The sequence below is a fragment of the Nonomuraea maheshkhaliensis genome, assembly GCF_039529435.1.
GTDB classification, from domain to species: Bacteria; Actinomycetota; Actinomycetes; order Streptosporangiales; family Streptosporangiaceae; genus Nonomuraea; species Nonomuraea maheshkhaliensis.
In genome coordinates this window covers 13220-33771 of record NZ_BAAAMU010000021.1, presented here as the reverse complement: position 1 = coordinate 33771, position 20552 = coordinate 13220, and the positions used below count along the sequence as shown (strand labels likewise).

At 72.3% G+C, this 20552-nt stretch carries 18 protein-coding genes; 6 read left to right on the top strand and 12 right to left on the bottom strand.

Going from position 1 to position 20552, the window contains the following annotated elements:
* Positions 1-259: 259 nt before the first annotated feature.
* The 3 genes from ABFX54_RS16685 to ABFX54_RS16675 form a co-directional block, all read right to left on the bottom strand.
* Positions 260-1207, bottom strand: coding sequence for a quinone oxidoreductase family protein (locus tag ABFX54_RS16685; protein ID WP_346105751.1), 948 nt, complete (start codon positions 1205-1207; stop codon positions 260-262).
* 458 nt (positions 1208-1665) lie between these two features.
* Positions 1666-2547 (bottom strand): Vgb family protein, encoded by an 882-nt coding sequence (locus tag ABFX54_RS16680; RefSeq protein ID WP_346105749.1) that lies wholly within the window; start codon positions 2545-2547, stop codon positions 1666-1668.
* Between the two features lie 104 nt (positions 2548-2651).
* Entirely contained in the window at positions 2652-4361 is a 1710-nt protein-coding gene (locus ABFX54_RS16675) for an ABC-F family ATP-binding cassette domain-containing protein (protein ID WP_346105893.1), read from the bottom strand.
* A gap of 130 nt (positions 4362-4491) precedes the next feature.
* On the opposite strand from ABFX54_RS16675, the gene ABFX54_RS16670 reads away from it, so the two are divergent.
* Complete coding sequence (locus ABFX54_RS16670; RefSeq protein WP_346105747.1) at positions 4492-5040, top strand: TetR/AcrR family transcriptional regulator; 549 nt, start codon at positions 4492-4494, stop codon at positions 5038-5040.
* 174 nt (positions 5041-5214) lie between these two features.
* Here ABFX54_RS16670 and ABFX54_RS16665 read toward each other — a convergent pair whose 3' ends face one another.
* The 6 genes from ABFX54_RS16665 to ABFX54_RS16640 are packed head-to-tail and all read right to left on the bottom strand — an operon-like array spanning position 5215 to position 11428.
* Positions 5215-6846: a protein kinase domain-containing protein gene (locus ABFX54_RS16665; protein WP_346105745.1), complete on the bottom strand. Its 1632-nt coding sequence runs from the start codon at positions 6844-6846 to the stop codon at positions 5215-5217.
* A gap of 57 nt (positions 6847-6903) precedes the next feature.
* Positions 6904-7560, bottom strand: a complete 657-nt coding sequence (locus tag ABFX54_RS16660) for an HAD family hydrolase (protein ID WP_346105743.1) — start codon at positions 7558-7560, stop codon at positions 6904-6906.
* Entirely contained in the window at positions 7550-8623 is a 1074-nt protein-coding gene (locus ABFX54_RS16655) for an ABC transporter ATP-binding protein (protein ID WP_346105741.1), read from the bottom strand. Before ABFX54_RS16655 ends, ABFX54_RS16660 begins: the two co-directional genes overlap by 11 nt.
* The gene (locus ABFX54_RS16650) at positions 8620-9468 is read right to left on the bottom strand and encodes an ABC transporter permease (RefSeq protein ID WP_346105739.1); all 849 of its coding nucleotides are present in this window, start codon (positions 9466-9468) and stop codon (positions 8620-8622) included. Before ABFX54_RS16650 ends, ABFX54_RS16655 begins: the two co-directional genes overlap by 4 nt.
* Positions 9456-10280 (bottom strand): ABC transporter permease, encoded by an 825-nt coding sequence (locus ABFX54_RS16645; protein ID WP_346105737.1) that lies wholly within the window; start codon positions 10278-10280, stop codon positions 9456-9458. The genes ABFX54_RS16650 and ABFX54_RS16645 overlap by 13 nt, the downstream gene beginning before the upstream one ends.
* On the bottom strand, positions 10277-11428 hold the full coding sequence (locus ABFX54_RS16640) for an ABC transporter substrate-binding protein (protein WP_346105735.1): 1152 nt from the start codon (positions 11426-11428) through the stop codon (positions 10277-10279). Before ABFX54_RS16640 ends, ABFX54_RS16645 begins: the two co-directional genes overlap by 4 nt.
* Positions 11429-11540: 112 nt before the next feature.
* Between ABFX54_RS16640 and ABFX54_RS16635 the strand changes: the two genes are divergently transcribed.
* The 3 genes from ABFX54_RS16635 (at position 11541) to ABFX54_RS16625 (ending at position 16291) form a co-directional block, all read left to right on the top strand.
* On the top strand, positions 11541-12287 hold the full coding sequence (locus ABFX54_RS16635; protein WP_346105733.1) for a GntR family transcriptional regulator: 747 nt from the start codon (positions 11541-11543) through the stop codon (positions 12285-12287).
* A gap of 81 nt (positions 12288-12368) precedes the next feature.
* Entirely contained in the window at positions 12369-12635 is a 267-nt protein-coding gene (locus ABFX54_RS16630) for a DUF6504 family protein (RefSeq protein ID WP_346105731.1), read from the top strand.
* Positions 12635-16291, top strand: a complete 3657-nt coding sequence (locus tag ABFX54_RS16625) for a DNA polymerase III subunit alpha (protein WP_346105729.1) — start codon at positions 12635-12637, stop codon at positions 16289-16291. The genes ABFX54_RS16630 and ABFX54_RS16625 overlap by 1 nt, the downstream gene beginning before the upstream one ends.
* 22 nt (positions 16292-16313) lie before the next feature.
* Here the strand turns inward: ABFX54_RS16625 and ABFX54_RS16620 are convergent, their stop codons facing one another.
* The 3 genes from ABFX54_RS16620 to ABFX54_RS16610 are packed head-to-tail and all read right to left on the bottom strand — an operon-like array spanning position 16314 to position 17744.
* On the bottom strand, positions 16314-16598 hold the full coding sequence (locus ABFX54_RS16620; RefSeq protein ID WP_346105728.1) for a hypothetical protein: 285 nt from the start codon (positions 16596-16598) through the stop codon (positions 16314-16316).
* A gap of 23 nt (positions 16599-16621) precedes the next feature.
* Positions 16622-17050, bottom strand: coding sequence for a DUF4328 domain-containing protein (locus tag ABFX54_RS16615; protein ID WP_346105726.1), 429 nt, complete (start codon positions 17048-17050; stop codon positions 16622-16624).
* A 46-nt stretch (positions 17051-17096) separates the two neighbouring features.
* Positions 17097-17744 (bottom strand): response regulator, encoded by a 648-nt coding sequence (locus ABFX54_RS16610; protein WP_346105724.1) that lies wholly within the window; start codon positions 17742-17744, stop codon positions 17097-17099.
* Between the two features lie 92 nt (positions 17745-17836).
* Here ABFX54_RS16610 and ABFX54_RS16605 point away from each other — a divergent pair, with 92 nt between their 5' ends.
* Together ABFX54_RS16605 and ABFX54_RS16600 are read left to right on the top strand one after the other, a co-directional pair.
* Entirely contained in the window at positions 17837-18514 is a 678-nt protein-coding gene (locus ABFX54_RS16605; protein ID WP_346105723.1) for an ABC transporter ATP-binding protein, read from the top strand.
* A gap of 85 nt (positions 18515-18599) precedes the next feature.
* Positions 18600-20540, top strand: coding sequence for an FtsX-like permease family protein (locus ABFX54_RS16600; protein ID WP_346105721.1), 1941 nt, complete (start codon positions 18600-18602; stop codon positions 20538-20540).
* Positions 20541-20552 lie beyond the last annotated feature (12 nt).

Here is a 20552-nt window from a genome sequence, read left to right as displayed (position 1 = left end):
CCAGGTGGGTCTGCCGGTCTGTATCCCATCTGGGCTGGGAGGCGTCCATCGCCATCAGGAACGTACGCAGGACGAGGGGCCGCGTCGGGGCCGGGCACCGAGCGGGAGTCGGCGATGCGGGTTGCGATCACGACGGCGAACAACCCGCCCGGTTCCGGATCTGGGCTCGGGTCCGGACCTGGGCCTGGGCCCAGACCTGGTTCCCGACCCGGATCCGGGCCCGGGATGTTCGAGAATGTCGCGTCTTAGTGGGTCGGCGTCAGGGGATGAGCAGCAGCTTTCCGGTGGTGCGGCGAGCGGCGAGGTCCTCGTGGGCCTGCCGTACGTCGGCCAGCGGGTAGCGGTGGGAGATGTTGATCGCCAGCCGGCCCGCCGCGATCCAGCCGAACAGGTCGGAGGCGCGCTGGAGCAGCTCCTCGCGGTCGGCGATGTAGTGACCGAGCGTGGGCCTGGTCAGGAAGAGTGAGCCCTTCCTCTGGAGCGCCTGAGGGTCCATCGGCGGGACGGGTCCGCTGGCGGCGCCGTACAGGGCCATGAAGCCGCGGGGGCGCAACACCTCCAGCCCGCCGTCGAACGTGGACTTGCCGACGCCGTCGTACACGACGTGCATCTTGCCGCGCAGGGCGTCGGCGAAGTCGTCGTACCCCAGCACCTCGTCCGCCCCGGCCTGCCTGGCGAGCTTCTCCTTCTCGCTGGTGGAGACCGTGCTGTAGACCTTGGCGCCCTTGAGCTTGGCCAACTGGATCAGCAACTGCCCCATGCCGCCCGCGCCCGCGTGCACGAGGACCTGGTCGCCCTCCTTCACCGCGTACGTGGAGTGCGTCAGATAGTGGGCCGTCATGCCCTGCAACATCGTCGCGGCCGCCACCTCGGCAGACACGCCGTCGGGCACCGGCACCGCCCGATCGGCGGGCACCACGACCTTCTCGGCGTAGCTGCCGAGCACGCTCGCCCACGCCACCGTGTCCCCCACGGCGACATCCCGAACCCCCGGCCCCACGGCCGACACCGTTCCCGCGCCCTCGCTGCCGATGACGGCGGGCAGATCGAGCGGGTACGCGCCGGAGCGCTGGTAGATGTCGATGAAGTTGACGCCGCTGGCGGCGACGTCGACCACGATTTCCCCCTCACCGGGTACCGGGTCGGGACGCTCGACGTATTGGAGAACCTCTGGACCGCCCTGGGCGGAGATGACGATGGCATGCATGCCCCTAGTCAACTCCGCCGTCCTCGGGCCATGCCACCCCGGGGCCATGGTTTCGGATGGTAGCGCGGTGACGCATCCGTCCCTCCCACCGGCCGGCCCGCCCACGCCCCCAGGCCCGGCAGCCACGGCCCACCGGCAGCCACGGCCCACCGGCAGCCGTGGCCCAGCGGATGGTGAGCGCATCGACCGGATCGTCACTGCTCGGCGGCATGCCTCCGCAACCTTCATGTACGTCTCAGCGTCCCCGGCCGGTTCTGCCCGGATGGGTGCAGCTCGGCGGTTCCGAGGCTTGATCGGGCTGGGGCCAAGACCGCAGACCGGCGTTTCCCCTGACGTCGGTGGGAGACGGTCGGACTGGGGGAAGGAAGGACACGGTCCTGCGCCCTCTCAGGCGTGGGTGGGGAACAGCTGGGTGGGGCGACAGGCCCTTCCTGAGGGATGGGTGGGGAACGGCCGAGTCAGGGGACCTCTACGCGGGCCAGGGCCCCTGCTTCCAGGGCTACCCAGATTGCTCCGTCCGGGCCGATCGTCAGCCCGTGGGGCTCGGGCCTGGCGGGGTCCGCGTCCTCCTTGGCCGGTGGGACGGGCAGGGGGTGCTCGTCGACGGTGCCGTCGGTGGTGATGCGGCCCAGTCGGCCTACGCCCCACTCGGTGAACCACAACGCGCCGTCAGGGCCGGTGATGATCGCGTGAGGGCGGGCGCCCCGGTCTGGCAGGGGGTGTTCGGTGATCTGGCCTGAGACGTCGATGCGGCCGATCTGGCCGGCGCCGATCTCGACGAACCAGAGGGCGTCGTCAGGTCCCAGCGTCATCCCCACCGGGGCGGCGCCCTCCGTGGGGAGTGGGTGAAGGGTGATCTCGCCCGACAGGGAGACGCGTCCGATGGCGTTGCCCTGGTTGAGGGTGAACCAGAGCGCGTCGTCCGGCCCTGCGGTGATGAATGAGGGCATGCCGCCTTCGACCGGCACGTCGAACGTGCTCATGACCCCGTCGACGCCGATGCGCCCGATTCGGCCCGACTCCAGTTCGGTGAACCACAGGGCCCCGTCAGGGCCGGTGGCGATCCCGTACGGCGTCTTCGCCTCGTAAGTCGTGAGCCGTCCGTCGGCGGTGATGCGGCTGATCCGGTTGCCCTTGTACTCGGAGAACCACATCTCCCCGTCGGGACCACGCACGATGAGGGTCGGCTGCCCATCCGCCGGGTCGAGGTGGTGGATCACGGGCTTCTCGCCCGGCACCAGCCTGCCGACGCAGCCTTGGTGCGCGAGCGTGAACCAGAGGGCTCCGTCGGTTGCCGTGGCGATGCCGTAGGGCGCGCCCGCGTCGATCATGGTCAACATGTGCTTCTCCCCGATGGTGGTAGGTGTGGTCGAGAACCCCCGCCCCCGAACATCCGCTGATGTCTCCGCGTGGCTCCTGCGGGGCGAGGAAGGTGGGGTGTCGGTCATTGGAGGCGTCCTCCTGCCAGCTTGAGCTCTTCGCCGCGGAATCGGCGCAGGAGCGCGCGGTCGTGGGAGACCACGACGAGCGCCCCTGCGAAGGCGTCGAGGGCGCGCTCCAACTCCTCGGCCAGCACCGGTGACAGATGGTTGGTCGGCTCGTCGAGCAGCAGCAGGTCGTGCTCCCCTGCCAGCAGCTTGGCCAGCGCGAGCCTGCGCTGCTGGCCGACCGACAGGTCGCCCGTCCGCTGGGTGAGGGTGTGGGGCCGGAAGAGGCCGGTGTTGAGCAGCGCCGATCTGCGTTCGTCGGCGTAGCCGATGCCATAGGCCTCCAGCACGCTCTGGCCGGGGTCGAAGGTCACCTCCTGCGGCAGGTAGCCGACGCGGCAGCCGGCCCGCTCGGCGAGTACGCGCATCAGCGTCGACTTGCCCGCGCCGTTGGCGCCCCGGAGCAGCAGGCGGTCGCCGGCCCTGATGGTCAGCGACTCGATCTGGAGCCGGTCGGCCACCCGGACGTCACGCAGCTCCACCAGCACCGGTGGTGCGGTCGCGGCCCCCCGCGTCGTACTCCATGACGCCGCGACGTCCTGTGGCGCATCGGGTGAGGTTGCGGATGCCCGCGTGGCGCCGGCTGTCCTGCCGCCTCCCGTCGCAGCACCGTCTGGCTGATGGGTGCGCTCGCCGGCCGCGCCGTCGCCCCCGCCGGTGTCGCGTCCGGACGGGTCGCCGGGCCGGCCGGTGGTGGCGAAGGTGGCGTGGAAGTGGAGGGGGTCGGGTGGGCGGGGGACCGGGTCGGCCTCCAGGCGGCGCAGGCGTTCGTGGGCGTTGCGGACGCGGCTGGCGACCGAGCTCTGCACCCGCCCGGCGTTGCGGTCGTAGGCCATCTTGTTGTTGTCGCGCATCATCCGCCCGGCGGCCACGCGGTGGGCGGTGGTGGCGGCGTGTTCGCGCACTTGGCGGATCTCTTCGCACCAGGCCGCGTACGCCTGCTCCCAGCGCGCCCTGGCCGCGGCCTTGGCGGCGAGGAAGCCGGTGTAGCCGCCGCCGAAGCGGGTGACCGTGCCGTGCTCGACCTCCAGGATCACCGTGGCGACCCGATCGAGGAAGACGCGGTCGTGGGACACCACGGCCACCGTGCCCCGGTGCTCGCGCAGGCGCTCTTCGAGCCAGGTCAGCGCCGACTCGTCGAGGTGATTGGTCGGCTCGTCGAGCAGCAGCACGCGCGGCGCGGCGGCCAGCACGCAGGCCAGGCCCAGCCGCGCCTGCTCGCCGCCGGACAGGCTCGACAGCGGCCGGTCGCGGCTCACGTGGGCGAGCCCGAGGCCGTGGAAGGCCCGCTCGACGCGGGCGTCGGCCTCGTAGCCGCCGCGCAGCTCGTAGGCCGTCATGAGCTCCCCGTATTCGTCCATGACCTCGTCGGTGAGCGCCGACTCCAGCTCGCGCATCCTGCGCTCCATCGCGCGCAGGTCGGCGAGCGCGGCGTCGACGGCCTGCTGGACCGTGTGGTCCGGTGGCAGGCCGAGGGTCTGGCCGAGGTGGCCGAAGTCGCCCTCGATGCGCACCTCGCCGTCGTCGGGCCGCTCGACCCCCGCGATGAGGCGCAGCAGCGTGGACTTGCCGGAGCCGTTCTCCCCGACGATGCCGGCGCGCTCGCCGGGTCTCACGGAGAGGGAGGCGTCGGTGAGGACGGCCCGCTCGCCGTAGGACTTGGTGATCTGGTGAACGTGGATCAGAATGGAACTCCAATCGCGACTGTTGTAGCGTTAGTGTGGCATGGCTTGAGGCTTAATGCAACTGGAGTAGTCTTTGGAACCTAACAAACGCCCCGGGGGGCGGAGCGCGCGCGTGCGTGACGCCGTGCGGCGGGCCACGCTCGCGGAGCTGCTCGAAGGGGGCTACGCGCGCCTGACCGTGGAAAACGTCGCCGAGCGGTCAGGCGTGCACAAGACGACCGTCTACCGGCGCTGGGGCGGCGTCGAAGGGCTGATCGCCGACGCCCTTGAGCTGGCCGGCGACGAGCCGTGGCCCATTCCCGACACCGGCTCGGTCGAGGGTGATCTGCGGGGCATCGTCCAGCTCGTCCGCACCGGGTTCGACGATCCGGAGCTGGGGCCGGTGTCGTCGGCGTTCGTGGCGGCGGCCATGCAGAATTCCTCGGCCGCGCGGGCGCTGCACGACTTCTTCGTGGCCAGGCACGAGCAGTCGGCCGAGGTGGTGCGGCGGGCCGTCGCGCGCGGTGAGCTGCCCGACGTCGTGGACGTCAGGGAGGTGATCAGAGTGGCGGTCGCGCCCGTCTACTACCGGCTGTTCGTCGCCCACGAGCCGGTGACCGAGCGCGACGCCGACCGGGCCGCCGACGCCGCGCTGGCCGCCGCCCGCGCGGGAGTCCTGTAAGCCCCGCCGGGTCCTCTGCGACTCTTAAGGCGTCCGTGTTGCCGGTGTCTGTGACGCAGGTGTCTGTGACGCAGGTGTCCGTGACGCAGGTGTCCGTGATGCCGGTGTCCGCGGCGAGCGCGTCTCAGCGCTCGGTACGACCTGGGGAGAGGCGTCTTCGGTACGGGCCCGGGGTCAGGACTCCGGGCGGCCGCGCAGTTCGAAGTCGTCCCACGTCGTCTGCAGTTGCGACCTGCCGTCCTTGACCGTGCGCGCGAACACCCCCAGCGACCCGCTGCCGATCCCGTTCGGGTCCTCCACGTCGTGCACCTGCTTGCCGTTCACCCACATCGTCAGCCGCACCGTCTTCCCCGACTGCTCGCACGACACCGCGATCCGCGCCGTGTCCCCGCGCTCCACCTCCGCGTCCACGGGCTGCGCCACCGTGCCGCCCGCGCCGTTCGAGATGCGCCGGATCTTGGCCTTGCCCGTCGTGTCCAGCGCGAACTCGTAGTACGACTTGTCGTCCTCCGAGTTGTGACAGTAGATGCCGTAGTCGCCGCTGCCCGAGGACTTCTTGACGTCGGCGGTGACGGAGATGAGCACGGTCGCGGGCAGCATCGGGGTGGGCGTGGCGGAGGGCTCGGGCGTGGCGGTCGGCTTGTGGAAGGTGAAGGGGACGGGCGCCCTGGCCCACTTCTCCTCGTGCCCGGTGCCGACGTCGATCCCGTATGTCCCGTCCGTACGGTATCCGTAGTAGCTCCCGCTCATGGACGGGTCGTACGTGCCGCTCCAGTCGCCCGAGGTGGTGAAGTCCTCCTGGTACAGCACGGGAAGGTCGTCGGGCGGCCCGCCGGGGACGAACAGCATCCAGGCGCCCACGCCGGCCGCGAGCACGACCGCGCCGGCCGCCGCGAGCGCCGTGTAGAGCCGGCCCCTGCGCGGCGGCCGGGAGCCCGTCGGGACGATCGTGTACGGCGACGTGGCCCGCTGCCAGGCCACCTGTACGGTCTGCGCCGCGTGCTCAGGCCCGGCCGAGCGCCCGATGAGATGGTCGAGCAGCTGCTGGGAGGTGGGCCGCGCGGCCGGGTCCTTGCGCAGGGCGGCGGCGACCAGCTCGCGCAGGCCGGGGTCGACGGCCTGGAGGTCGGGCTCGGTGTTGAGCACCTGGTAGACGATGGCCGGCAGCGTCTCCCCGCCGAACGGCGCCCGCCCGCTGGCCGCGTACGCCACCAGACAGCCCCACGAGAACACGTCGCAGGCCGGTGAGACGGGGTCGCCGCGCAGCACCTCGGGCGACATGTAGCGGGGAGTGCCGACGATCTCGCCGGTGCTGGTGACGCCGCCGAGCGTGTCGAGCGCCCGCGCGATGCCGAAGTCGATCACCCGCGGGCCGACGGGGGACAGCAGCACGTTGGACGGCTTGAGGTCGCGGTGCACCACCCCGGCCCCGTGGATGGCGGTGAGCGCGGTGGCCACGCTCACGGCCAGCGCCTCCAGGCTGGAGCCGCGCAGGGGACCCGACTGCTGCACGGCCTCTTCGAGGTTGGGCCCCGGGACGTATTCGGTGACCACGTAGAGCTGGTCGCCGGCGAGCGCGGCCTCGATCACGGCGGCGGTGCAGAACCGGCGCACCCGCTGCGCCGCGTCGGCCTCCCTGCGAAAGCGCATGCGGAACTGCTCGTGCTGGCTGAGCTCCGGGTTGATCACCTTGACCGCGACCCGTTGCCCAGCGGCGTCCTCGGCGAGATGGACCGTGCCCATCCCGCCTCGCCCCAGCACGCTAAGTAGCCTGTAGCGCCCGATGTGGGAGGTTTCACCGCTCACGCCGCGCAAGCTTACCGATACAAGGCCTACCGCCGCAGTCGCGCCACACGCGCACCCTCAGCGCTCGTCGCGGGCCCCCTCGGCGTTCCCTCCGGGACAGCCCCCGGGGAAACAGGTGAACGACTCGCGCAGGTGGTCGAGCGAGGGCAGCCCGTTCTCGGGCCCCGCGACCAGCACCAGGCACCCCGCCGCGCTCGCCGCCGCGATCCCGGCCGGGCTGTCCTCGACGGCCACGCACCGTGACGGCACGGTGCCGAGCCGACGGGCCGCCTCCAGGTACGGGTCGGGCCACGGCTTGCCCCGCGGCGTGTCCTCGTCCGCGATGACCAGGTCGAACGCGTGCCCCAGCCGCGGCAGCACCAGCTCCACGATGCTCCTGGGCGACGCGCTGACCAGGGCCGTCGGGATGGCGGCCGCGGCCAGCCCGGACAGCAGCTCCGCCGCCCCCGCCACGACCGTCAGGTCACGGGCGACGCGTTCGCCGAAGGCCGCGGTGAGCCGGGGGGTGAGCCCCGGCTCACCGAGGTGGCGGGCGACGTCCTCGATCGTGCGCCCGAGCACGTACGGCGTGTCGGCCTCGGTCAGCGGACGGCCCGCGACGGCGGCGACGGCCTGCCACCACAGGCCCTCGGTGTCCACCAGCGTGCCGTCCATGTCCAGCAGGACCGCGTCGGGACCGGCGCGGCGGGACGGCACGGCGAGCTCAGACCGCATCGGCCGCCACGACGGGCGCGGGAACGGTGACCGTGCGCTCGGCCACCAGCACCGGCCGCTCCACCAGCCGCACCGTGACCCGCGTCCCGGGGCCGAGCTGGGCCGCCTCGTGGCCGGGGACGTCCGCGAGCACCTCCCCGCCCTCCACCGCGAGCCTGAGCCGCACGGAGGCGCCCCTGAACGACGCGGCCACCACCTCGGCCGGCCCGTCGGGGGAGGGGACGACCGTGACCGCCTCAGGACGTATCAGGACGTCCACGGACGGATCCTCAGGTACGGGACCGTCCACGGGCAGGATCTGGCCCAGCACCGTCACCTGGTCCCCGGACACGCGCCCGGCCAGGTGGTTCATGGTGCCGACGAACTCGGCCACGAAGGGCGTGGCGGGCCGGTCGTACACCTCGGCGGGGGCGCCGACCTGTTCCAGCCGCCCGTCGCGCAGCACCGCCACGCGGTCGGCGATCGACAGGGCCTCCTCCTGGTCGTGGGTCACGAAGATGGTGGTGATGCCCAGGTCGAGCTGCAGGCGGCGGATCTCCTCGCGCAGGCTCACGCGTACCTTGGCGTCCAGCGCCGACAGCGGCTCGTCCAGCAGCAGGACGCGCGGCTCCAGGGCGAGCGCGCGAGCCAGCGCGACGCGCTGCTGCTGGCCGCCGGACAACTGGTGCGGGTAGCGGTCGGCGTGCGCGGGCAGGCCGACGAGTTCGAGCAGCTCGTCGGCCCTGGACCGCCTGGTGGCCACCGGGACCTTGCGCACGCGCAGGCCGAAGGCGACGTTGTCGCGGGCGTTCAGGTTGGGGAAGAGGGAGTAGGACTGGAAGACCATGCCCGCGTCCCGCTTGTTGGCCGGGACGTCGGTGACGTCCTTGCCGTCCACGAGCACGGCGCCGGAGTCGGGCCGTTCGAAGCCGGCCACGCAGCGCAGCGCCGTCGTCTTGCCGCAGCCGGAAGGGCCCAGCAGGGCGACGAACTCGCCGGGCGCCACGATCAGGTCCAGCCCGTCGAGCGCGACCGTCTTGCCGTACGCGCGCCGCAGCCCGCGGAACTCCACCGATGCCGTCATTTCTCCCTCTTCCTGCCGAACACCGTGGACACGGCGAGCAGCAACAACCAGATGAGCAGCAGGCTGAGGATCGACACCGCGACGGAGAGCTGCCCCTTGGAGCCCGAGACGGTCACGATCCACACGGCGAACGGCTCGTAGCCGAGCAGGCTGGCCACGGTGTACTCGCCCAGCACCAGCGCCAGCGTCAGGAACGACGCGCTGGCCAGGGCCGAGCGCAGGTTGGGCACGATCACCCGCACCAGCACGTACGGCCACGACGCCCCCAGGTTGCGGGCCGCCTCCACCAGCGTGCGCACGTCCATCGTGCGCAGCCCCGCGTCCAGCGACCGGTACACGAACGGCAGCACCAGCACCACGTACGCCAGCACGAGCACGACGGGGAAGGCCGGGTCCTGCACCGCGATGAGCGTGGCCCAGAACGGCGTCGGCGCCAGCACCTCCGTCCCGTTGCGCAGCGACGTGCCGATCCCCGCCACGAACGTGATCGGCGGCACCACCAGCGGCAGCGTGCACAGCACCTCCATCACCGGCCGCAGCCGGGGCGCGAAGAGCCGCACGGCCAGCATCGCGGGCAGCGCGAGCAGCAGCACCACCGCGATCGTGGCCACGGCCAGCCCGAGCGAGAGCGACAGCGAGCGCACGAAGCCGTCGGCGGTGAGCAGCTCCCCGTACGCGGAGAACGACACCCCGGCGGTGGGCGTGTGGATCGTGTACCAGACGGAGGTACCCAGCGGGACCAGGAAGTAGGCCGCGGCCAGCGCGAACACCACGCCGCGCCAGGCTGTCCCCGGCCGTCGCGTGACGGTGCCGGAGACACGTTCCAGGCCGGTCAGTGCAGCCATCGGGAGGTCCTCCTCTGCAGCGGCAGGTAGATCGCCATCACCAGCCCGGCCACCACGACCATGTCGAGGCTGAGCGCCAGCGCGATGTTCTCGTAGCCGATCAGCACGTCGCCGGTCAGCGCGCTGGCGATCTTCAGCGTGACGAGCGGGACGACGGTGCCGACCATGGCGTTGGCGGTGGCGTACGCGGAGAAGGAGGAGCCGAACAGCAGCACCACGCCGCCCAGCATGGCCGGGGCCAGCACCGGCAGCGCGACGAAGCGCCAGTAGTGCCACGAGGTGGCCCCGCTGCTCGCCGCCGCCTCGCGCCACTGCGGCCGCAGCCCGTCCAGCGCCGGGGCCATGACGAGCACCATGAGGGGGACGGAGAAGTACAGGTAGACCACGACCAGCCCCCAGAACGTGTAGAGGGAGCCGGAGGGCAGCCCGACCAGGCCGCTGATCACGCCGGAGTTGCCGAGCGTGGCGATCCAGAAGAAGGCCAGCGGCACCCCGCCGAAGTTGGCCAGCACGCCGGAGGCGGTCAGCACGGCCTCGCGCAGCAGCGTGCCGCGCGAGGCCACGACCGCCTGGGCCAGGAACGTGCCCAGGACGGCACCGAGCAGCGCGACCACGGCCGACAGCTTGACGCTGCCGATCATGGCGGTGAGGTAGCCGCCCTGGAGGCTCTGCGTCAGGTTGGCCAGGCTCGGCCGTCCCTGTGCCGTGAACGCCCCCGCCACCAGCGCGACGGCGGGGATGCCGAACACGAAGGCGAAGAACGCCAGCAGCGGGAGCGCGCCGAGCCAGCCCCTCGAACGGGTGCGGGTCATCCGGAGATCGCGGCGTCCCAGCCGGAGGCCAGCTTGGCCTTGGCCGCGTCCACCTGCTCGGTCGTCGGGAACGTGGGCGTGCCCTCGACCGCGGGCAGCTTGTCCGCCAGCGCCTTGTCCACGGTGCCGTCGGCGGTCATCGCGGGCAGCAGGACGGGGCGGGCGAAGCCCTTGAGGTAGAGGTTCTGGCCCTCGGCGCTGTAGAGGTACTCCTGCCACAGGCGAGCGGCGGCCGGGTGGGGGGCGTCCTTGTTGACGGCCTGGGCGTACATCTGGAAGTACTGGCCGTCGGTGGGGATGTTCACCTTCCAGTCGAGGCCCTTGGGCGCCATCTGGGGAGCGTAGGCGGCGTTGTTGTAGTCCCAGTCGATACTGATCTTGGTCTCGCCCTTCTCGATGGTCGCGGGCGTGGTCTCGACCGGGTTGTAGTTGCCCGCGTCCTTGAGCTTCTCGAAGAACTCGATGCCGGGCTGGATGTCGTCGAAGGAGCCGCCGTTGGCGATCGAGGCCGCGTACACGCCGGCGAAGGCGGAGCCGGACTCGGTCGGGTTGCCGTTCATCGCGACCTGTCCCTTGTACTCGGGCTTGAGCAGGTCGGCGAAGCTGGTCGGGCAGGTCTTGATCTGCTTGGCGTCGCAACCGATGGAGACGTAGCCGCCGTAGTCGTTGACCCAGAGCCCGGTGGGCTCCTTCTGGCCCTCGGGGATCTTGTCGAACGTCTGCACCTTGTACGGGGCGAACAGCCCCTCCTTGGCGCCGCTGATCGCGAACGACTGGCCCAGGTCGAGCACGTCGGGGGCGCGGTCCTGGCCCTTGCGCGTCTTGACCGCGTTGATCTCGTCGGCGCTGGCCGCGTCGGGGGTCTCGCTCTCGATCTTGATGCCGTACTTGGCCTGGAACTTCTCGATGATCTCGCCGTAGTTCGCCCAGTCGGGCGGCAGGGCGATGACGTGCAGGGCGCCTTCCTTCTTGGCCGCGGTGACCAACTGGTCGAATCCGCCGAAGTCGGCGGCGGACGTGGCCGTGGCCGCGTTCACCCCGCCTTGGGATGCTTGGGTGGTCTGGGAGCTCGGGGCGGCGCCGCACGCCGCGGTGACTACGGTCAGGACTGCGACAACGCCGGCCGCGCGGGCGCGAGGTGTGAACACGACGCCTCCACTTTCCAGGGGGTGTGGCAAGAACGTAGGGGAACTTGTACAAACAAGCGAGCACCAGTAAGTCGCATAAGTGTTGCTCTTTCATGAATGGGAAGGGTCGGGGATGGTTGCCCGCTATGAACGGATCGCTGATGAGCTGCGGGACGAGATCCTGTCCGGCGGCCATCCGGTCGGTTCGCAGCTTCCGAGCGAGGCGGAGCTGGCCGGGCGTTTCTCCGCGGCCCGCGGCACCGTACGGCAGGCGGTCGCGGTGCTGGCCACCGAGGGCCTGGTCGGCTCCCGGCAGGGCGCCAGGCGCATCGTGCTCGGCAGGACGCGCAGTCAGAGCTTCGCCGAGCTGCACAGCTTCGCCCAGTGGGCCCGCGCGAACGGCTACCGCTACGGCGGCCGGGTGATCGCCCAGCGCCGCCGGCCCGCGAGCGGCTCGGAGCTCGCGCGGCTCGGCTCCGGCGAGGTGCTGGAGGTGCTGCGGCTGCGCTCGCTGGAGGACGAGCCCGTGCTGCTGGAGCGCACGGTCTACGCCGGATGGGTGGCCGCCGCCGTGGAGAGCCTGCCCGCCGACTGCGGGTCGGTCACCGAGGCGCTCTACGAGTCCGTCGGCCTGGTGTTCGCCTACGGCGAGCATCTCATCGACGCGGTTCCGGCCGGCGCCGAGGACGCCCGGCTGCTGGGCGTGCGCAGGGGCAGCCCGCTGCTGCGCCAGAGGCGGGTGACGACCACGCACGAGGGCCGGCCGGTGGAGTCGTCGGACGACCGTTACCGGGCGGGCAGCGTGGCCTTCAGCATCCGCAACTCGATCGGGGCCAACCCGCTCGTACGGGAGCCCGGCGACTTGCGTTTCGAGCGCTGAGAACATATGTTCGAGTCATAAGCGCCCGTCTTCCCCCGGGTGGCTCAGCATACGGACCAGAGCCTGGCGGGGAGAAGCGTCTTGAGCAGACTCTATGGCGATCCGATAGAGGTGTGGACCCGCGACGGGGAGCCGACCCAGTTCGTCTGGCGTGACCGGCTCTACCTCGTCCGGAGCGTCCTCGACCACTGGGTGGTCGCGCGCGAGTGGTGGAAGACCGGCGAGGGCGATCCGGGCGAACGCCGCTTCTGGCGGGTCGAGGCCAGCCCCGGCCGCGAGTCGGGCTCCTACGAGCTGCGTTACGACACCGCGGGCAACGGCTGGCTGCTGCTGAGGGCGTGGGACTGATGGCGCCCCCGTTCCCGCACCTGCACGTGTCCTCCGCCTACTCCATGCGCTACGGCACCGCCTTCCCGCGCGCACTGGTGAACCGGGCGTCAGAGCACGGGATGGACATCCTCGCGCTGACCGACCGCGACGGCCTCTACGGCGCGATCAAGCACGTCCGGGCGTGCGCGGAGGCCGGCATCGCGCCGGTGCTCGGCGTGGACCTCGCCCTCGACGTCCCCGCCTCGCCCTTCGCCCCGGTGCCCGGGGCGGCTGCGCGGCGCCCCAAGACCGGCCCTGGCGCCGAGGATCGCGTCACCGTGCTGTCCAGGGGCAAGGGCTGGCCGCGCCTGTGCCGCCTGGTCACGGCCGCCCACCACACGGGCGAGCGCGGCGCGCCCAAGGTGACCAGGGAGCTGATCGGCGAATGGGCCGGCGGGCCTGGTGGTGATCACGGGTTCGGCGCTGACGACGGGCTCGTGGTGCTGCTCGGCCCCCGCTCCGACGTGGGCCGCGCGGTGGCCGACCGGCGCGACGAGCACGCGAGGACACTGCTCGGCCTGTGGCGCGCCGCCGTGCCCGGCGTGGTCGTCGAACTGGTCGACCAGTACGGCTTCCGCGACGCCATCACGGCCGTCCGCATGCTCGGCCTGGCCGAGTCCATGGGCGTGCCCGCCGTGCTGACCAACGCGGCACGCTACCTCGACCCGGCCGACCACCAGGTGGGCGACGTGCTCGACGCGGCCCGCCAGCTCGTCCCGCTGCACCCGCGCCACCTGGAACGCACCACCTCCCACGCCTATCTCAAGAGCACCAAGGAGATGTGGCAGGTGGCGGCCAAGGTGTGCGGCGCCGACCAGCAACGGGTGGCCCGGCTGCTGCACACCACCAGGCGGCTGGCCGAGGCGTGCGCGATGGAGCCGCTCGACCTGCTCGCGCTCCGCAACGACCCGCCCGCCCTGCACCTGCCCGAGGTCGGCCGCGACCCGGTGCCGCTGCTGCGCCACCGCGTCGAGGACGGGCTGATCAGGCGCGGCCTCGACCGCTCCGGCGAGGCCAGGGAGCGCCTGCGGGCCGAGCTGGCCGTCATCGAGCGCAAGCGCCTGTCCGGATATTTCATCGCCGTGGCCGGCATCACCGACATGATCCGCGGCATGGGTGTCCGCTGCGCCATCCGCGGCTCGGGCGCGGGCAGCCTGGTCAACTACCTCATCGGCATCGGCGAGGTCGACCCGCTCGAACACGGCCTGCTCATGGAGCGCTTCCTGTCCGAGGGCCGCATCGGGCTGCCCGACATCGACGTGGACGTGGAGTCGGCCCGCCGGCTCGACTGCTACCAGGCCATCTTCGAACGCTACGGCGAGGCCCGCGTGGCCTGCGTGTCCATGATGGAGACCTACCGGGCGCGCAGCGCCATCCGCGACGTCGCCGGGGCGATGGGCCTGCCGCCGCACGAGATCGACGCCATCGCCAAGGCGTTCCCGCACATCAGGGCCAGGCAGATCACCGCGTCCCTGGACGACCTGCCCGAGCTGCGCGAGAGCCGGCTCGGCGAGGCCGGCCTGGACCGGGTGTTCCGGCTGGCGGAGAAGCTCGACGGGCTGCCCAGGCACATCGCGCTGCATCCGTGCGGCGTGCTGATCGGCAACAGCGGCCTGCGCGACCGGACGCCGGTCGAGCGCAGCCTGCTGGAGTTCCCCATGTCGCAGTTCGACAAGGACGACGTGGAGGAGGCAGGCCTGCTCAAGCTCGACGTGCTGGGCGTGCGGATGCAGTCCGCGCTGGCGTACGCGCTGAGCGAGGTCAAGCGGGTCGACGACGTCGTGGTCGAGCTGGACACCCAGCGCGGCGACGACCCGGAGGTCCAGTACGTCCCCCACGACGACCAGGACACCTACGACATGATCTGCGCGTCCAGGACCCTCGGCTGCTTCCAGATCGAGTCCCCGGGCCAGCGCGAGCTGGTGGCCAAGCTGGAGCCGCGCAGGATGCACGACCTGATCGTGGACATCTCGCTGTTCCGTCCTGGACCGGTCAACTCCGACATGGTCACGCCCTACCTGGAGGCAAGGCACGGGTGGCGGCAGCCGTACTATCCGCACGAGAGGCTGCGCGAGGCGCTGAAGGAGACGCACGGCGTCGTGGTGTTCCACGAGCAGGTGCTGAAGATCATCTCGGTGATGACCGGGCGCGACCTGTCGTTCGCCGAGAAGCTGCGGCGCACGCTCGACACGCCCGAGGGGCGCGAGCGGGTGCGCAGGACGTTCACGCCCATGGCCAGGGCCAACGGGTTCGGCGACGCGGAGGTGGAGCGGGCCTGGCAGGTGCTGGACGCGTTCGGGGCGTTCGGGTTCTGCAAGGCGCACGCGGCGGCGTTCGCGCTGCCCACCTACCAGTCGGCCTGGCTCAAGCGGCACCACGCGGCGGCGTTCTTCGCCGGGGTGCTCACGCACGAGCCCGGCATGTACCCGCCGCGGGTCATCATCGACGAGGCCAGGCAGTGCGGGGTGAAGATCCTGCCGCTGGACATCAACAAGTCGGGCAAGGACTGGCGGGTGGAGCGGCTCGGGCCGCGCGTCCAGGTGCGGGTGCGCCCGGCCGCGCTGGAAGGACCTGGCGGGCCGCGCAGGGAGTTCAGGGCCGGCGACATCGGCAAGGGGTACGCGTTGCGCGTGCCGTTCTCGGCGGTCAAGGGGGTGAGCGAGGCGGAGGTCGAACGCATGGTGGCCGGGCAGCCGTACACGTCGCTGGCCGACTTCTGGGACCGTGCCAGGCCCTCGCGGCCCACGATCGAGCGGATCGTCCAGGTCGGCGGCCTCGACGCGCTGCACGACCTCCACCCGGGCGGGCCCCGCTGGCGGCCGGGCGAGCTGACCAGGCGCGACCTGATCGCCCAGGTCGGAGCGCTCGACCGGGCCTCGGCGATCGGCGTGCGGGCCGGGCCGCGCAAGTCGAAGCGCTACAGCTCCCACCTGTCGCACATGGACCTGTCGTCCGCCCAGAACGCGGCTCCTCCGGCGGTCCAGTTGCCGCTGGGGTTCGGCGAGCACCTGCTGCCGGGGGAGCTGCCCGAGATGACCGAGACGGAGATGGTCGAGGCCGAGCTGGAGATCCTCGGCATCGACGTCAGCCGGCACGTCATCAGCTTCCACGACGAGCTGCTCGACGCGCTCGGCGTGGTACGTTCCCGCGACCTGCTCGCCCAGCGCAACGGGGCGGAGATCCTGGTGGCGGGGGTCAAGGTGGCGACCCAGACGCCGGCCGTGCGCTCGGGGCAGCGGGTCATCTTCACCACCCTCGACGACTCGACGGGGCCGATCGACCTGACCTTCTTCGAGTCGGTGCAGGGCCATTGCGCCTCGACCGTGTTCGGCTCATGGCTCATGCTGGCCAAGGGCGTGGTCAGGCGCACGGGGACACGGGCGGTGACCATGCGGGCGGTCGACTGCTGGAACCTGGCCGACCTCGACGCGCTCTGGCGCTCCCAGGGCGTCGAGGCGGTGCGCGCCGTCCTCGACCGGACGCCCGAGGACCTGGCGGGCGTCGGAGGACGCGCGATCGAGTACGCCAACGGCTTCCGGCTCTCGCCCTACGCCGACCTCGCCCCCGCCCTGGCCGGCCCGCCCAGGAAGCTCTGGCACGCCAGCCCGGGCAGCTCGGGCCCGACCGCGGCCTGAGCACGCGTTCTTTCTGGGCCCGTCAGTGGGAGTCGGTCGCCAGCGGCCCCTCGATCACGGCGCTCGGCGAGAACGTGGGCGGCGGTGAGATCGCGGACGGCGCCGCAGGGGCCGAGACCGAGGCCGGGGCCGCGGCGAAGGCGGGCGCCGCGCCCGGCCTGGCGTCGCGGGCCGCGCGCTGCAGCCGGGTCAGCTCGCGCACCGTCCCCGCGCACAGCAGGGCCGCCATCAGCGCGCACCCCAGCTCAGGCGCCCCCACCCCGGCCAGGCCGCCGGCCGAGCTGTCGAGCGGCAGCCGGATCGTCACCAGCGCGAGCGTGGCCAGCCAGCTCAGCCACCATCCGGGGGGCGGGTGCCCCGCCAGACCTCGTCGACCAGCAGCGCGGGAGCGAACAGGTTGACGCCGGGCACCAGCCAGGCCGCCGCCACCGGGCCGGTCGCGGCCGAGCGGTCGTTGGCCTGCCTGGCCCGCACGAGCCAGGTCACGTAGGCGGCCGCGGCCGCGATCGAGGTGCCGGTCACGGTCATCATCAGCACCGCGAACGTGGTCACCGCACCCACCACCGCCTCCGCGTCGGCCCCCACGGGACGACCGCCGAAGGCGGCGAGGCGGGCGGCGAGTTCGCGGCCCATGGACTGCTCGAAGATCACGAGGGCGCCGAGGGAGAGGACCTGGGCGGTGAGGGTGGCGTAGACGGCGGTGGCGGCTCTGGCGGGCGATGCCTGGGTGTAGCGCACGTTGTTCTCCCCCCGGGCCATGCGCTGAGGTTCTGATTCACTTGTATCCCGCCGGCCCTGCTGTTAATCAGCTCACCACGCCGGATTCCCACGCCCAAGCTGCGATTTCAACCCGATTGCGGACACCGAGCTTGGCGAAGATGCTGCCCAGGTGCGTCTTCACCGTCGACAACGACACGAACAGCTCGGCGGCCACCTCCTGGTTGGTCCGCCCCTTGGCCACCAGGCGCACCACGTCCAGCTCGCGGTCCGTCAGCGGGTCGTCCATCGGCGGCGCGCTGCGCCGGGGCCTGGACAGGTGCTGCAGCAGCCGTACGGTCACCGACGGTGACACCAGCGAGTCGCCCGCCGCCGCGGCCCTGACCGCCTCGATGAGCAGCGTCGGCCCGCTGTCCTTGAGCAGGAAGCCGATGGCGCCGGAGCGCAGGGCGCCGTAGACGTACTCGTCCAGGTCGAACGTGGTGACGATGACCACGCGCAGCGGGTTCTCCACGCCGGGCCCGGCCAGCGCGCGGGTCACCTCCAGCCCGTCGAGCTTGGGCATCCTGATGTCGAGCAGGCACACGTCCGGCCGCAGCCGCCTGGCCTCCGCCACGGCCTCGGCGCCGTCGGCGACCGCGGACACGACCTCCATGTCCGGTTGCGCGTCCAGAATCATCTGAAAGCCGGTTCGTACGAGTTGCTGGTCGTCGGCGATGAGAACCCGAATAGTCACGGCCCCAACTCTAAGGATCGGCCGTTCGGCTGAGGCGGAAATGGACGCACGGCCGATCCGGCGCACCCCCGCTCCCGGCCACGCTGGACGTCATGAACGACGTGCTTGTTGGACGGGCCCTGGCCAAACGGTTCGGGCAGACGGTCGCCCTCGGTGGCGTGGACATCGCGGTACGGGCCGGCGAAGCGGTGGCGATCATGGGGCCGAGCGGTTCCGGCAAGTCGACCCTGCTACACTGCCTGGCCGGCATCATGAAGCCGGACAGCGGTGAGGTGCACCTGCTCGGCCAGCGCATCGACGCGCTCGGCGAGCGGCGGCGCAGCGCGCTGCGCCGCACCCGCTTCGGCTTCGTCTTCCAGTTCGGCCAGCTCCTGCCCGAGCTGCCCGCCGAGGAGAACGTGGCGCTCCCGCTCATGCTGGGCGGCGTGCCGAGGACCCAGGCGGTACGGCAGGCGCGCGAGTGGTTCGCGCCCCTCGGCCTGCACTCCATGGAGACGCGGCGGCCGGGCGAGCTGTCCGGCGGCCAGGCGCAGCGGGTGGCCATCGCCAGGGCGCTGGTGAGCAAGCCGGCCGTGGTCTTCGCCGACGAGCCCACGGGGGCGCTCGACCAGCAGACGGGGCAGGAGACGATGCGGTTGCTGGTGGAGGCGACCAAGCACAACGGGGCGTGCCTGATCGTCGTCACCCACGACCCGAACGTGGCCGCCTGGTGCGACCGCACGGTCGAGGTCCGCGACGGCCGGCTCCTGACGAGCGGGGCGATGGCGTGACCTCCGGCCTGACCTGGAACGCGCACGCGAACGCGCGCACGAACCTCGACCCGACCTCGCCGCTGCTCAAGAGCGGGATGCGCCCGTGAACCTCGATCTGACCTGGCGGCTCCTCAAGGGCGGCGGGCGCAGGGGACTGCTGGGCGCCTGGCTGACACTGGGCGCCCCGGCCGTGGCCACGGCGCTGCTGCTGCTCGCGGTGGCCGCGAACTCCGCCTTCCAGGCCAGGGCCGAGCGCGGCGCCTGGCGCAACCCGGTCCCGGCCACGTCCGGCGCCGTGGCGATCGAGGCGTCGCGCTTCGACTTCGTCCGCGACCGGACCATCACCGTCGTCGACCTGGCCGCGCTGGACGGCAGAACCCCGGCCCCGCCGCCAGGGCTGCCCCGCTTCCCCGCGCCCGGCGAGGTGTGGCTGTCGCCCGCCCTGACCGAACTGGCCAGGGAACTGCCCGCCGACCAGCTCGCCGCCCGCTACCCCGCGCCCAAGGGGGTGCTCGGCGACGCGGCCCTCGTCCATCCGGACGAGCTCGTCGCCGTCGTCGGCCGGCAGGCGGACTCGCCCGAGATGACCGCCGCCCGCTCCGACGACTGGCTGCTCGGCAAACCGCCGGTCAAGGTCGCGAGCCTGGCGGGAACGCCGAGCGAGGACGCGGAGGCGTACCGGATGCTCTCGCTCGTCGCCAGCGTGCTGATGGCGGTGCCGCTGCTCGTCTTCGGGGGCGCGGCGGCCCGGCTCACGGTGGCCAGGCGCGATCAGCGGCTGGCGGCCCTGCGGCTGATCGGGGCGACGCCGGGCCAGGTCGTGAGCATGACCGTGACCGAGGCGGTGATCGTCGCGCTGGCCGGCGCGCTCGTGGGCGCCGCCGTCTTCGCCCTGGCCGTGCCGCTGCTGGCCGGGATCGAGATGCAGGGCGGGCGGTGGTTCGCCGCCGACCTGTTCCCCGGACCGCTGGTGCTGGCCGGGGTGCTGGTCGCGGTGCCGCTGCTGGTGGGGCTGTCGGCGGTGGCCGGTCTGCGGCGGGTCGTGGTGAGCCCGCTCGGCGTGGCCAAGCGCGAGACGCCGCCCGCCCTGCGGTTCGTACGGGTGCTCGCCCTGCTCGCGGTGCTGGCCGTGTTCCCGATGCTGAGCAGGGGCAGCAGCGTCTCGATCATCGCGGTGGCGCTGGCCCTGGCGTTCCTCTGCGTCAACCTGGTGGGCCCGTGGGTGGTCGGCCTGATCGGCCGGATCACGGCGGCCACGGCGCGCGGCCCGGCCCGGCTGCTCGCCGGCCGTCGGCTGGTGGACGACCCGCGCTCGGCCTGGCGGACGGTGAGCGGGGTGGCGCTGACCGGGTTCGTGGCGGGCTTCCTCGGCCTGCTCAGCCCGGCGACGTTCGACCAGGACCCCGGAGGACCGCCCCAGCTGCGGATCACCGCGCCCGCCGGACAGGCGGAGCAGATGGTGCGGCAGGCCCGCGAGCGGCTGCGCGAGGCGGGGGTGACGGCCGAGGTGAAGCCGGTGAAGAACGTCGTGGTCGCGGCCCTGAGCAGCGCGGCGGGCGCGGCGGACGTGGACAGGGCCCGTACGGCGCTGGCCGGGCTCGTGCCGGGACGCACGCCCACCACGGAGGCCGACGACGAGCGCTTCGGCGTCGAGATCCTCGCCGACGTGCGGGTGGGCACGATCGTGGTGCTGTCGGTGTCGTTCCTGGTGGCCATCGCCAGCTCGGGGATCACCGCCATGTCGTCGGTGCTGGACCGGCGGCAGACGTACGGGCTGCTGCGCCTGGCGGGCACGCCGCTGTCGGTGCTGGACCGGGCCCGCCGGTCCGAGACGCTCATCCCGCTGGCGGTGATGGGCGGGGGAGCGATCCTGGTGGGGGCGTTCTGCGCGCTGCCGTTCATGATCGGCGGGGTCAACGCGGCCGGGGCGATCACGCTGGCGGGATGCGTCGTCGTGGGCTTCGCCGGTGTGATCGGGGCGGGCGCCCTGAGCCGCCCGCTGCTGCGCTCGGTCACCGCCGACCCGGCCCCGCGCCCGGACTAACCCCCTGGGCGG